The sequence below is a fragment of the Streptomyces sp. NPDC029216 genome (assembly GCF_040648015.1).
Classification (GTDB): Bacteria; Actinomycetota; Actinomycetes; order Streptomycetales; family Streptomycetaceae; genus Streptomyces.
The window spans coordinates 1-13,436 of record NZ_JBEZWL010000182.1; the positions used below are offsets into that span (position 1 = coordinate 1).

The window sequence follows — 13,436 nt, forward strand, 5'->3', positions numbered from 1 at the left end:
GGGGTCCGCGTGCGTGGTTCGGGTTGAATCGCGGACCTTGACCGGGTCGCCCCAGTGGCGGGCCGCCGCCCGGGCCGCCGAGCCCAGCGGGATCCCGGCCGCCAGCGCGAGCGCGGCCAGCGGGCCCGCCTCGTACGGCTCCCCGGGCAGCCGGCGCACCTCCGCGAACAGCTCCGGCCGCGCCGCCAGCCACACCGAGGCGGCCGTCCGCGCCCACAGCGCCGCCGGGCCCCGGGGCGCCTCCGGGGCCGGCCCGCGCGCGGCCTCGTACACCCGGTGGCGCCGCCCCCCGCCGGCCAGTACGCCGGCGTCCTCCGGCAGGACACCGAGCAGCTGCTGAGGGGCGGTCAGCGGGCGCCGCGTGTACGTGGTGAAGCTCAGCCACTGACCGCGCCGGTGCGGCAGCACCCCGCAGGCCAGCATGATCCACCGGGCCGCGTCCGCGCCGTCGGCCTCCACCAGCACGACCCGCGGCGCGCCCGGCTCCTCCGCGAGCCGGCGCACGTCGTCGAAGAACGCGGCGAGCCACGGCCCCCGGGCGGCGACGAACTCCGCCATCGCGGCCCGGTCGTACGGTCCCGGCGCGGGTATCCGCTCCAGCGCCGGCGGCGCCCCGTCCGCCGGGGCCCGCTCCTCCCACCCCGCCGAACCCCAGGCGGTGACCGGCAGGGCGCCCCGGGCCTCCCCGGGCAGGTGCACGGCGTGCGTGTGGAACCCGGACCCGGTGCGCACCGCGCGGGCCAGCAGCCGGCTGCCGTCGGCGAGCACGCTCAGGCTCAGCGCCTCGGGGCACGAGGCGTCCGCCGGCGGCTCGTACCCGAGGAGCGGTTCCGCCGCGCGCAGCAGGGCCTCGGACACCCCGGGGGTCACCGCGGCGAAGCCGGGGCCGCCGTCGTAGTGGAGCTGCGGGAGGCTCACGTGTCCCCCTCCGTCCCGGCGGTCCCGGTGGCACAGTTGGCTGACGTTCCGTCAGGGTCTGTTGCGGGGCGCCTGTTTCCCCGTACCGTCGTTCCCCGCACGGCCGTTCCCAGAACCGTTCCGCGATCCGTTACCAGAACCGTTCCGCCCCCGGAGCGCACGGCATGCCCGGTCTCGTCCCCCGCCATGCCCCCCGCGCCCCCGTTGCTGTGTGTGGGAGGTCATTCCACCAGATGTGCGGGCCGTTCGGGAGTTCCGCCCCCGGTGGCTTCCGTTCGCCCGCTGTACGGCCCGACGTCAGACAGGGATCTCCGTCCGGTACCCCGGGCCAGCTGTCCTTGGGGCGCCCGACTCCCCCTCACCCCCAGAGGTCGTCCACCATGGCTGAACTGAACCGACGCAGGTTCCTCCAGATCGCCGGCGGCACCGCCGCCGCCGCGATGCTGAACGAGAGCATCGCCCGCGCCGCCTCCATACCGGCGCAGGGCAGCACCGGAACCATCCAGGACATCGAGCACATCGTCGTCCTCATGCAGGAGAACCGGTCCTTCGACCAGTACTTCGGCTCGATGAAGGGCGTCCGGGGCTTCGGGGACCCGCGCCCCGTGCTCCAGGACAACGGGAAGTCGGTCTTCTACCAGTCCAACGGCACGAAGGACATCCTGCCCTTCCACCCGCAGGTCAACGACCTCGGCATGCAGTTCGTCGAGGGCCTCAACCACGACTGGGCCGGCGGCCACCAGGCCTACAACAACGGCAAGTACGACAAGTGGGTGCCCGCCAAGACGACCACGACCATGGCGTACATGACGCGGAACGACATCCCGTTCCACTACGCCCTCGCCGACGCCTTCACCGTGTGCGACGCCTACCACTGCTCCTTCATCGGCGCCACCGACCCCAACCGCTACTACATGTGGACGGGTCACACCGGCAACGACGGCACCGGCGGCGGCCCGGTCCTCGGCAACCAGGAGGCCGGGTACGGCTGGAAGACCTACCCGGAGCGCCTGGAGGCGGCCGGGATCTCCTGGAAGATCTACCAGGACATCGGCGACGGCCTGAACGCCGCCGGCTCCTGGGGCTGGATCGGCGACGCCTTCCGCGGCAACTACGGCGACAACTCCCTGCTGTACTTCAACAGCTACCGCAACGCCCAGCCCGGCGACGCCCTGTACGAGAAGGCGCGTACGGGCACCAACGCCAAGGCGGGCGAGGGCTACTTCGACCGGCTGCGCGCGGACGTCGTGAACGGCACCCTCCCGCAGGTCTCCTGGATCGCCGCCCCCGAGGCCTTCAGCGAGCACCCGAACTGGCCGGTGAACTTCGGCGCCTGGTACATCTCCCAGGCCCTGGACGCGCTGACCGCGAACCCGGCGGTGTGGGCCAAGACGGCGTTCTTCATCACCTACGACGAGAACGACGGCTTCTTCGACCACGTCGTGCCCCCGTACCCGCCGGCGTCCTCCGCCTGGGGCCTGTCCACGGCGGACGTCACCCGCGACCTGTACGCCGGTGGCGGCGGCTACGCGGCCGGCCCGTACGGCCTGGGCCCGCGCGTCCCGATGATCGTGGTCTCCCCGTGGAGCAAGGGCGGCTACGTCTGCTCCGAGACCTTCGACCACACCTCGGTGATCCGCTTCATGGAGAAGCGGTTCGGGGTGCAGGAGCCCAACATCTCGCCCTGGCGCCGGGCCGTCTGCGGCGACCTGACCTCGGCGTTCGACTTCACCCAGGCCGACGCGTCCCCCGCGTCCCTGCCGTCCACCGCCGGCTACGTCCCGCCGGACCACAACGCACACCCCTCCTACCACCCGGTCCCGCCGGCCACGGGCACCCTGCCCGCGCAGGAGGCCGGCTCCAAGCCGACCCGCGCCCTGGGCTACAGCCCGTACGTGGACGGCGCCCGCACCGTCTCCACCGGCAAGTTCACGCTGACCTTCTCCTCCGGCCCGAAGCTCGGCGCCCACTTCCACAGCACCTCCGGCAACCGTACGGACGGCCCCTGGCCCTACACGGTCGAGGCGGGCAAGACCCTCTCCGACACCTGGAGCACCAGCAGCTCCACCGGCAACAAGATCGACCTGACGGTCTGGGGCCCCAACGGCTTCCTGCGCACCTGGAAGGGTCCGGCGAAGAAGGCCGGCCCCGAGGTCACGGCCCGCCACGCGGACGCCACCGGCAACCTGTCCCTGACCATGACCAACGGCGGCACCGCCGCGGTGAACCTCACGGTCACCAACGCCTACGGCGGCGCCGCCCAGACCTTCAAGGTCAACCCGGGTGCCACGGTCCCGTTCACCGTCGACCTGCGCGCCTCGGGACGCTGGTACGACGTGACGGTGGTCTCCGACGCGGACAGCACCTTCCTGCGCCGCTTCGCGGGCCACGTCGAGACGGGCGCCCCGGGCGTCTCGGACCCGGCGATCAAGACCGTCTGATCCGGTCGTCCGGTGTGCGCAGCAGCCGCCGCTCCAGGACCGGCAGGTCGGCGGGGCGGTGGCTGCGGGCGTGCCGCAGCAGCCGGTCACGGGCGGTGTCGGTGACACGGCGGCGCTTGGGGTGGCGGGTGGTGAACTCCTCGCTCACGAAGAACCGCACCGCCCCCTCCAGCCCCGCCCGGTCCGTCTCCCGCACCGCCCAGGCCAGTTCCTCCGTGGCCACCCCGGCCAGCAGCCGCCGGGGGCCGAGCTCGGCCAGCAGCCGGGCCGCGTCCCGCGGCTCCTCCCGTACGGCGCCCAGCCAGCCGAACACCACGGCGAGCGGCACCCCGCGGGGCGGGTCCGGCTCCTCGGCACCGGCGGCCAGCGCCGCGGCGTACTCCCGCAGCGCCACGGGCGCGGCCGCCACCCACCGGGCGCGGTGGCGGGCCGGGATCCCCTCGGGGGAGAGCGGATCGAGCAGCCGGTCCGACTCGGGGGTGGGGTGCGCCACGCCGGTGCCGTGGTCGCAGGAGCACAGGACGACGTCCGTGGGGGCCCGTTCCCGGCCGAACCGGACGACGGCCCGGTACGCGCGGATCTCGGCGGGGTCGCTGATCTCGTAGCTCGTGGGGTGGTGCGGGTGGCGGGCCCCGTCGGCCCGTGAGAAGTCCCCGACGACGACCGGTGCGCGGGGCGGTTTCGGATGCACGGTGTGATCGTAGGGCCGGTGGGCAGAACGACGGCGTCGGTTTCCTCCACCCCCGTCACCGAGGGAGAACGCATGGCCATCGCCCACCGCAGGATCGGCACCGGACCCGTCCGCGTCATCGTGCTGCACGACTGGTTCGGGACCTCCGCCAACTGGGGCTCCGCCCTGGACCAGATGGACCCGGAGGGGTTCTCGTACGCCTTCCTCGACTACCGCGGCTACGGCGAGCGCCGTGACGTCCCCGGCCGCCACACCCTCCCGGAGATCGCCGACGACGTCCTCGAACTCGCCGACCAGCTCGGCTGGGACACCTTCTCCCTGCTCGGCCACTCCATGGGCGGCAAGGCCGCCCAGCAGGTCCTGGTCCGCGCCCCGGAGCGGGTCGAGAAGCTGATCGGCCTCTGCCCGGTCCCGGCCGCGCCCTACGAGATGGACGAGGCCGCGCACGCCCTCTTCTACGGCGCCGCCGAGGACCCGGAGAAGCGCCGCGCCATCCTCGACCTCGTCACCGGCCACCGGGTGAGCCGCCACTGGCTGGGCCGGATGGTGGCCCACTCCCTGGCGGTCTCCCGCCCCGAGGCCTTCGCCGGCTACCTCGCCGACTGGCAGCCCCGCGACCTGTCCGCCGCCGTCAAGGGGAACACGGTGCCGGTGCTGGTCCTCGTCGGGGAGTACGACCTCGCCCTCACGGCCGATGTGATGCGGGCCACCTGGCAGGTCTGGTACCCGGACTGCAGGATCGTCACGATCCGCGGCGCCGGCCACTACCCGCCCCACGAGACCCCCGTGGCCTTCGTCACGGAGGTGGAGGCCTTCCTCCGCGGGTGACGCGTGACGTGAACGCCCGTAGGGGGTACGAGGAGAACCTCGTACCCCCTACGGGACGGAAAGGGTGAGTGACGGGACTCGAACCCGCGGCCACCTGGACCACAACCAGGTGCTCTACCAACTGAGCTACACCCACCACGAAGGGCGGCGGACCACCCGTTCGTTGTGCAAGCACAGCATAGCCGATCAGATGGGTGCTTCCGCGACGGGTTATCCGGCGGCCCGGCTTCCGGCCAGGCTCGATGCCAGCCGGGCGACGACCCCGTCCGCGCGGCGCGCCGCGTGCGCGACCGCCGCCGCGGCCAGCGCCCGGACCACCGGGTGCGGACGCGTCCCGTCCCCGGCGAGCTCCGGCTGGAAGAGCGTGGCGAGGAAGAAGGGGTGCCCGGGCAGCTCCGCGATCCGCACGTGCCCGTCCTCGTCGTGGCCCGACAGCCGCAGCCCGTGCGCGGTGAGCTCCGGCAGGTGCCGCGGGGCCGGCCCGTAGTTGCAGTGGTAGCGCTCCATCGACCGCTCGGCCCCGAGCACCGACTCCGCGAGCGAGCCCGGCTGCGCCCGTACGACCCCCTCGTGCCCGACGAGCGAGCAGGCGAGCGGCGCGATCAGCAGGTCCCGCGCCCCCGGGTCGTTCTCCGCGTGCGCCACCTCCGTCAGACCGCAGACGGTACGGGCGTACTCCAGCAGGGCGTGCTGGAAGCCGCCGCAGGTGCCGAGGAAGGGGATGCCCTCCTCCCGGGCGACCCGGATCGCGGCCAGCGCCCCCGCCTCGCTGGCGTAGGGGCTCCCCGGCAGCACCCACACCGCGTCGAACCCGGCCAGCGCCCCGGCGGCGGCCTGCGCCTGCGCGTCCCCGGTCGGGATCCAGTAGGCGTCCAGGACCAGCCCCTCGCGCGCCGCCAGCGCGTCGAGGAGGAGCGGGATCCGGGTGTGGGACGTCACGTGCGGGGAGCGGTCGCCGACCAGGGCGATCCGGGCGACGGAACCGAGGGGGGAGGGCGGGAGGACGGCCGGCGCGGCCTGTGCGGTGGTCATGTGGATCATCCTGCGCCCCGGTCCTACTTCAGTGCCAACGATTGTTCCTGCACCTTCGATAAGCACAGCTGATGGCCTGCGGGATGATCGGGACCATGGACCCGCACCTGCTCCGCACCTTCGTCGCCGTCGCCCGCCTCGCCTCCTTCTCCGCCGCCGCCCGCGAACTCGGCTACACCCAGTCCGCCGTCTCCCAGCACATCGCCGCCCTCGAAGCCGACCTGCGGGCCGAGCTCCTCACCCGGCGCCCCGTCGCCCCCACCCCCGCCGGAGCCCGGCTCCTCGAACACGCCGGACCCCTCCTGCTGCGGCTCGACGCCGCCCGCGCCGACGTCCTGCGCCTGGCCGCCGCCCCGCCCGGCCGGGTCGCCCTCGCCGCCTCCCCCCTCGCCGTCGGCCCCCGCCTGCTCGCCGCCCTCCCGGCCACCGGAGTCACCCTGCGCGTCCTGCCCCCGCAGCAGGTGCCGGCCGCCGTCGCCGCGGCGGACTGCGACCTCGGCCTCGTCGACGGGCTCGCCGCCCCCAGCGACCCCCTCCGGCTGCCCGACGTGGCCCCGCTGAAGGTCACCGGCGTGGCCGAGGAGGAACTGGCCCTCCTCCTCCCCGCCGGACACCCCTTCGCCCGGCGGGCCGCCGTCCGGCTCGACGACCTCGCCGACGCCCGCTGGCTCGACGCCCCCGACGCCGGACTGCCGCTCACCCCCGCCCACGGCTCCGGGCGCACCGCCCTGCGCTACGAAGGCACCGACCTGCACGCCCTGTGCACCCTCGCCGCCGCCGGGCACGGCCTCGTCCTGCTGCCCCGCAGCGTCGCCGAGGCCGCCGCCGGAGCAGGGGCCGGCGCGGCGGTCGCCGTACCGCTCGACGCCCCGCGCCTGGTGCACCGTACGGAGCTCCTCGCGCCCGGGGGCCTGTCCGGCGCGGCCGCTGCGCTCGCCGCACGCCTCACGGCAGGATCCCCGTATGACCACCGCACCCGGCCCTGAGCCCGCCCACCCGGACACCGCCCACGCCGACCCGGCCCCCTTCACCACCGCCGACTACGCCGCCCGGATGGCCGCCGCCACCCGGGCAGCCGCCGACGCGGGCCTCGCCGGCCTGCTCATCGCACCCGGCCCCGACCTCGCCCACCTCACCGGATACCGCCCCACCGCCGAGACCGAACGGCTCACCCTGCTCGTCCTCGCCGCCGGCCAGGACCCCGTCCTCGTCGTCCCCGCCCTGGAGGCCCCCGACGCGGCCAAGGCCCCCGGCGCCGGCGCCCTGGCCCTGCGCGACTGGACCGACGGCAAGGACCCGTACGGGGTCACCGCGCCGCTCCTGGACGTCAACGGCCGCTTCGGCGTCAGCGACAACACCTGGGCGCTCCATCTCCTCGGCCTGCAGAAGGAGTTGCCCACCACCTCCTACACCCCGCTCACCGAGGCCCTGCCCATGCTCCGCGCCGTCAAGGACGACCGCGAACTCGCCCGCCTCGCCGCCGCCGGAGCCGCCGCAGACGCCGCCTACGCGCAGATCCTCCACGTCCCCTTCGCAGGCCGCCGCGAGAGCGACGTCGCCGCCGACCTCGCCGCCCTGCTGCGCGCACACGGCCACTCCCAGGTGGACTTCACCGTCGTAGGCTCCGGCCCCAACGGCGCCAACCCGCACCACGAGGCGGGAGACCGCGTCATCCGGCGCGGCGACATGGTCGTCCTCGACTTCGGCGGCCTCAAGCACGGCTACGGCTCCGACATCTCCCGCACCGTCCACGTCGGCGAACCCACCGCCGAGGAACAACGCGTCCACGACATCGTCCGCGAGGCCCAGCAGGCCGGCTTCGCGGCCGTCCGCCCCGGCGCGAGCTGCCAGGACGTCGACCGCGCCGCCCGCGCCGTCATCACCGAGTTCGGCTACGGCGAACGCTTCATCCACCGCACCGGCCACGGCATCGGCGTCACCACCCACGAACCCCCGTACATGGTCGAGGGCGAGGAACAGCCCCTCGTCCCCGGCATGTGCTTCTCCGTGGAACCCGGCGTCTACCTCCCCGGCCGGTTCGGCGTCCGCATCGAGGACATCGTCACCGTCACCCAGGACGGCGGCCGCCGCCTGAACCACGCCCCGCGGGAGATGGCGGTCGTGGAGTAGCCGGCGCCGCGGCGGCCGTCACGGACCCAGCACCACCGCCGACTCACCCGGCACGTGGATGCGGCCGTCGGCCCCCGGATGCTCCACCGGCTCCCACGAGGCCAGCACCCGCACCCCGTTGCGGCCCAGCGCCACCGTCACCGACTCCGTCCCGAGGTTCACGACCACCCGCACCTCGCCCCGCCGGAAGGTCAGCCAGCGCCGCTCCTCGTCGAAGGCGACCCGGACCGCCGCCAGGTCCGGGTCGCGCAGGTCCGGCTGCGAACGGCGCAGCCGGACCAGCGTCCGGTACCACTCCAGCAGCCAGGCGTGCGACTCCCGTTCCGGCTCGGACCAGTCCAGGCAGGACCGCTCCCGCGTCACCGGATCCTGTGGGTCCGGCACTTCTTCGGCCTTCCAGCCGTGCGCCGCGAACTCCCGGCGCCGGCCGTCGCGCACCGCCGCGGCCAGCTCCGGATCGCGATGGTCCGTGAAGTACTGCCAGGGCGTCCCCGCCCCCCACTCCTCGCCCATGAACAGCATCGGCACGAACGGCCCCGTCAGCACCAGCGTCGCCGCGCAGGCCAGCAGCCCCGGCGAGAGGGACGCCGACAGCCGGTCGCCCAGCGCCCGGTTGCCGACCTGGTCATGGGTCTGGGAGTAGCCGAGGAACCGGTGCGCGGGGGTGCGGCGGCGGTCCACCGGCCGGCCGTGGGAGCGGCCCCGGAAGGAGGACCGGGTGCCGTCGTGGAAGAAGGCCCGGGTCAGGGTCTTGGCCAGGGCGGCGAGCGGGGCGGCCGCGAAATCGGCGTAGTAGCCCTGGGATTCACCGGTCAGCGCACAGTGCAGCGCGTGGTGGAAATCGTCGTTCCACTGCGCGTGCAGGCCCAGACCGCCGGACGGGCGCGGGGTGGTGAGCCGCGGGTCGCACTGGTCGGACTCGGCGATCAGGAACAGCGGCCGCGCCGACTCCGCGGCCAGGGCGTCCACCGCCGCCGACAGCTCCTCCAGGAAGGACAGCGCCCGCCCGTCGGCCAGCGCGTGCACGGCGTCCAGCCGCAGCCCGTCGATCCGGTAGTCCCGCAGCCAGGCCAGCGCGCTCCCGATCAGGTACGCCCGCACCTCGTCGGAGCCCGGCGCGTCCAGGTTCACCGCCGCGCCCCACGGGGTGTGGTGGGAGTCCGTGAAGTACGGGCCGAAGGCCGGCAGGTGGTTCCCGGAGGGGCCCAGGTGGTTGTGGACCACGTCCAGCACCACCCCCAGGCCCGCCGCGTGCGCGGCCTCCACGAACCGGGCCAGGCCCGCCGGACCCCCGTACGGCTCGTGCACCGCCCAGGGGGCCACCCCGTCGTACCCCCAGCCGTGCCGGCCCGGGAACGGGCAGACCGGCATCAGCTCCACGTGCGTCACCCCCAGCGAGGTCAGGTGCCCGAGGCGGGCGGCCGCCGCGTCGAAGGTGCCCTCCGGGGTGAACGTGCCGATGTGCAGCTCGTACAGCACCGCGTCCTGGAGCGGGAGGTGCGGGGGCGCCGTCCGGGGGGTGAGGGGCTCGAAGTCCACCACGGCCGAGAGGCCCTCCGGCCCGTCCGGCAGCCTCCGGCCGCGCGGATCCGGGCGGACCGTCGGATCGTCGCCGAGCCGGAACCCGTACCGGTCGCCGTCGGCCGCCGGGGCCTCGACGGTCCACCAGCCCGAACGGCCGGGGGCCGGATCGGGCGTCATCTCGTAGGCGGTGTCGTTCAGTCGCATGGCGACCCGGCCTGTCAGCGGTGCCCACACCTCGAACTGCACGGACGGTCCCCTTGTTCTTGGTCGTCGTGTCCGGTCGTCCCCGGTCGTCGACCGGTCGGATCCGGCGGTGGTCCTCCAGCCTGCGTATCGTGCCCATCATTCCGGGCCCGCCGGGGGAGTTCTGGACACTCCGCACCCGACGGGCCGACAATCACCCCGTGACGTCGAGTTTCGAGTTCCCCGCCTACCCCGTCCCGCGCCTGTCCGACGCGGAACGGGACCGGGCGCTGGGCCAGCTCAGGGAGGGCGCCGCCCTCGGGAAGCTGTCGCACGACACCTTCATGCGCCGTATGGAACTCGCGCTGGCCGCCCGCCGCTCCGAGGACCTGGCCGTGCTGCTGGCGGACCTCCAGACCCGCGAGGGGCCGCTCGGCGCCGAAAGTCCGTGGTCCCGTCGGCTGTTCGGCTGGGTGGGGCGTGCCTCGGCCGTGTCCGTGGGGGTCCGGCGGGCCTGGCAGGCCGAACGGCTCCCGAAGCTGCTGCTCCCGCATCCGGCCGCCGGCCCGCTGCGGATCGGCCGCGACCCGGGCAACGGGCTCCGGCTCAGCCACGAGACGGTCTCGCGGGCGCACGCGGAGCTCAGCATGCGGGACGGGGTGTGGCTGCTCAAGGACCTCGGCTCCACCAACGGCACCACCGTCAACGGCCGCCGGGTCACGGGGGCGGCCGTGGTACGGGCCGGGGACCAGGTGGGGTTCGGGAAGATGTCCTTCCGGCTGTCGGCGGGCTGAGCGGCCGGTGCCCGGGCCGGGCAGGATGTCCTCCCATGGACCACGCCCACGAGCCCGCCCACGCCCCCGACCATGTGCCCGCCCACGGCACCGACCCCGACCGAGACGGCAGCGGTCAGGACCCCCGCGTCCGCTTCGTACGGCCCGAGGACCTGCCCCGCCTCACCGAGCTCATCCACGAGCACGTCGCGTACGAGAAGGCCGCGCCCAGACCCGCGGGCCTCGCCGAGCGCCTCGGGCCCCGGCTGTTCGCCGAGGAGGCCCGGCTCTGGGTGCTGCTCGCCGAGACCCCCGACGGCGCGGTGGCCGGATACGCCGCCTGCTCGGAGGAGTTCGCCTTCTGGGACGCCGGCCCCTACCTGCACATGGACTGCCTCTACCTCGCCGAGGAGGCCCGGGGCCACGGCCTCGGCGCCGCCCTGATGGCGGCCGTGGCGGACCTCGCCCGCGCACGCGGCCTCGACCACGTCGAGTGGCAGACCCCGGACTGGAACGAGGGCGCGATCCGCTTCTACGACCGCCTGGGCGGCGCGGCGAGCCGGCCCAAGCGCCGCTACGCCTGGCCCGTCTGAAGACACCGGTACGCGGCGAGGGCCGTCCGGGACTGGTGCTCCACCTGCGTGGCCACCGGCACCCAGCGGGCCCGGAACCGGGCCGAGAACTCCTCGCACCACCCCGTCACCAGCCGGTCCAGCCCCGGAGCCGCCGGATGCCCCTGGGCCCGCACCACCCGCAGCAGCATGGCGGCGGCGCGCAGCGACAGGCGCCGCCCGAAGGCGTCGATACTGCCCACGGTGGCCGTGGTCGCCTCGGCGGGCGCCCCGGGGCCCGTCCACCCGGCGGTGACCTGCGGGATGAGCCGCAGCGTCCAGTCCACCGCCCGCAGCAGCGCGGCGGCGTCCGGGTCCGGCTCGGCGTCCCCGAGGTGCTCCCGCAGCTCGGCGACCCGCGCCGCCTCCCCGGTGAGCCGCCCGGCCAGCATCCGCAGGGCCCCCCGCGGGTCCGGGTGCGGGGCGGGGTCGTCCACCAGGTCGGAGGCCCACATGGGCACCTCGACGATCGCCGTCGTCGTCGCCCGGTGGCACCAGGTGCTCAGCCGGGTGTCCTCGGAGTGGCCCGCCCCGGCCCCCGAGTCCGGCATCACGAAGATCCCCGGGCCGGGGGAGGCCCAGCCGGCGGCGTCGGAGGCACCCCTCTCCACCGGGATCCGCAGCTCGGCCGCCGACTTCCCGAACGGCTCTGCGAGCCCGGGCAGGTCCCGGGTGAGCTGCACCCAGGAGCCGCCGAGGTCCGTACCGTGCAGGGACACCTGGAGGACGGGACGCAGCTCGTCGATGAGCCCGGTCAGCACGAGGGACTCGGGCGGGAGCCGGTCCGGGGGGAGTATGGACGGGGCCCACTCGGGCTGTTCGGGGCCGGGCGGACGGTAGAAGTGCCGGTGGTAGTCGAGCAGCGAGCCGGGGCGCGGCGTGCGGTGGAGCTCCGCCCCGTCGGGGTCGGCGCAGAGCAGGAAGTGCCATCCCGTTCCGGCGTCCCGGGCCCTGCTCACCCGCCGGGCGAGCTCCAGCGCGGTCGCCCCGCCGACGGGCTCGTTGGCATGCGCCCCGGCGACGACGAGCACCTCCCGCCCCCGGTCGCCCCGCCCGCCGACGGAGAGCACCCACAGCGGCCGCCCACCCCGGGACACCCCGACCTGACGCAGCCGCACCCGCGCGGGGTGTTCGTCCGCCATCGCACGGGCGGCCAGGGCGAGTTCGTGCGGGGCGGGATAACGCAAGTCACGGAGGAGGGTCACCCCCAACCCATGCCCGTCACACCCCCGCCCTACTGCACCCGAACGCGTGTGCCGGTGGGCGGGGGGCCCGCGGGGCGGGGACTTCGGGGGCGGCGGGCGGGGTCGGGGGTGGCGGGGTTTCGGTGGGGCGGTCTCGGAGAAGTGCTGGGGGCTTCCCGTCAGTCCCACTGTCCTTCCGGTTCGGGCCGCCCTGTCAAGGGCGCTCCTTCGTCGCGTCGCTTCGCGATGGCCTTCGGCCACCCTTGACAGCCCGACCCGCCCCGGAAAGACAAGGACTGTCGGGAAGCCCCCAGAGGAACGGTCCGGTTCTTCATTGGGCATGCGGCTCCCTCAGAGATGAGGCGAGCAGACATATCCCGGCAGACCGGGCATCCGGCCCCACCAGATCCTGATCCGGGCCCAGGGGCAACCCACGCCCCAGATCGCTACGCGCTGCCCATATTTCGGCGTCCGCCGCCCGTCTGGGGCCGATACCCGCACCCAAGGACGATCAGGAGGGCCTCCGGACTCTCCTGGCGCGCCAGATCGCTACGCGCTCCTCTTACCTCAGCGTCCGACGGCCGTCCTGGGCCGGGATGACGTCCTCGTCGTCCTGTGGTGCAGGTACAAGCCCAAGACGGCCGCCGGACGCCGGGATGTGGGCAGCGCGTAGCGATCTGATGCGTCTGGCGGGCCCGGAGGACTATCTCCTCGTCCTGCCCTGCGGGTATCAGCCCAGGACGGCCGCCGGACGCCGGGATGTGGGCAGCGCGTAGCGATCTGATGCGTCTGGCGGGCCCGGAGGACGATTCCATCGTCCTCCGCTGTGGGTATCAGCCCCAGGCGGGCTGCGGACGCTGTGACGGGAGGAGCGCGTAGCGATCTGGGGCGTGGACGCGCCCCAGGCCCCGAATCAGGGATCTGGAGGGGCCGGATGCTCTGCCGGACCCGGCCCGCCCGCCTGGTCGCTGAGGGAGCCGGATGTCCCATAAGGAACCGTCCCGTTTCTTTGGGGTTTTCCCGACAGTCTTCGTTTTTCCGTGGCGGGACGGTCTGTCAAGGGTGGCCGAAGGCCATCGCGAAGCGACGCGACGAAGGAGCGCCCTTGACAGGCCGGCCCG

General features: G+C 74.4%; 10 protein-coding genes, 1 tRNA gene and 1 pseudogene. 6 read left to right on the forward strand and 6 right to left on the reverse strand.

Going from position 1 to position 13,436, the window contains the following annotated elements:
• Positions 1-918, reverse strand: a pseudogene (locus tag AB0F18_RS35300) (hypothetical protein); the annotation flags it as partial.
• A gap of 380 nt (positions 919-1,298) precedes the next feature.
• Here AB0F18_RS35300 and AB0F18_RS35305 point away from each other — a divergent pair.
• On the forward strand, positions 1,299-3,359 hold the full coding sequence (locus AB0F18_RS35305) for a phosphocholine-specific phospholipase C (RefSeq protein WP_362068346.1): 2,061 nt from the start codon (positions 1,299-1,301) through the stop codon (positions 3,357-3,359).
• Here the strand turns inward: AB0F18_RS35305 and AB0F18_RS35310 are convergent.
• Entirely contained in the window at positions 3,346-4,050 is a 705-nt protein-coding gene (locus AB0F18_RS35310) for a hypothetical protein (protein ID WP_362068349.1), read from the reverse strand. The genes AB0F18_RS35305 and AB0F18_RS35310 overlap by 14 nt on opposite strands.
• Positions 4,051-4,122: 72 nt before the next feature.
• On the opposite strand from AB0F18_RS35310, the gene AB0F18_RS35315 reads away from it, so the two are divergent.
• Entirely contained in the window at positions 4,123-4,878 is a 756-nt protein-coding gene (locus tag AB0F18_RS35315) for an alpha/beta hydrolase (protein ID WP_362068352.1), read from the forward strand.
• Between the two features lie 63 nt (positions 4,879-4,941).
• Here the strand turns inward: AB0F18_RS35315 and AB0F18_RS35320 are convergent.
• Together AB0F18_RS35320 and AB0F18_RS35325 are read right to left on the reverse strand one after the other, a co-directional pair.
• A tRNA-His gene (locus AB0F18_RS35320) sits at positions 4,942-5,014 on the reverse strand.
• A gap of 74 nt (positions 5,015-5,088) precedes the next feature.
• Complete coding sequence (locus AB0F18_RS35325; protein WP_362068355.1) at positions 5,089-5,910, reverse strand: hypothetical protein; 822 nt, start codon at positions 5,908-5,910, stop codon at positions 5,089-5,091.
• A gap of 95 nt (positions 5,911-6,005) precedes the next feature.
• Here AB0F18_RS35325 and AB0F18_RS35330 point away from each other — a divergent pair, with 95 nt between their 5' ends.
• Together AB0F18_RS35330 and AB0F18_RS35335 are read left to right on the forward strand one after the other, a co-directional pair.
• Complete coding sequence (locus AB0F18_RS35330) at positions 6,006-6,896, forward strand: LysR family transcriptional regulator (RefSeq protein ID WP_362068358.1); 891 nt, start codon at positions 6,006-6,008, stop codon at positions 6,894-6,896.
• Positions 6,874-8,040, forward strand: a complete 1,167-nt coding sequence (locus AB0F18_RS35335; RefSeq protein WP_362068361.1) for an aminopeptidase P family protein — start codon at positions 6,874-6,876, stop codon at positions 8,038-8,040. The genes AB0F18_RS35330 and AB0F18_RS35335 overlap by 23 nt, the downstream gene beginning before the upstream one ends.
• Before the next feature lie 18 nt (positions 8,041-8,058).
• On the opposite strand, the gene treZ is transcribed toward AB0F18_RS35335, so the two are convergent.
• Positions 8,059-9,768: a malto-oligosyltrehalose trehalohydrolase gene (treZ, locus tag AB0F18_RS35340; RefSeq protein ID WP_362068373.1), complete on the reverse strand. Its 1,710-nt coding sequence runs from the start codon at positions 9,766-9,768 to the stop codon at positions 8,059-8,061.
• 200 nt (positions 9,769-9,968) lie between these two features.
• Between treZ and AB0F18_RS35345 the strand changes: the two genes are divergently transcribed.
• Together AB0F18_RS35345 and AB0F18_RS35350 are read left to right on the forward strand one after the other, a co-directional pair.
• Positions 9,969-10,541: a DUF1707 and FHA domain-containing protein gene (locus AB0F18_RS35345; RefSeq protein WP_362068364.1), complete on the forward strand. Its 573-nt coding sequence runs from the start codon at positions 9,969-9,971 to the stop codon at positions 10,539-10,541.
• A 35-nt stretch (positions 10,542-10,576) separates the two neighbouring features.
• Entirely contained in the window at positions 10,577-11,113 is a 537-nt protein-coding gene (locus AB0F18_RS35350; protein ID WP_362068367.1) for a GNAT family N-acetyltransferase, read from the forward strand.
• On the opposite strand, the gene AB0F18_RS35355 is transcribed toward AB0F18_RS35350, so the two are convergent.
• Positions 11,095-12,336: a M14 family zinc carboxypeptidase gene (locus AB0F18_RS35355; protein WP_362068370.1), complete on the reverse strand. Its 1,242-nt coding sequence runs from the start codon at positions 12,334-12,336 to the stop codon at positions 11,095-11,097. The genes AB0F18_RS35350 and AB0F18_RS35355 overlap by 19 nt on opposite strands.
• Positions 12,337-13,436: the final 1,100 nt, after the last annotated feature.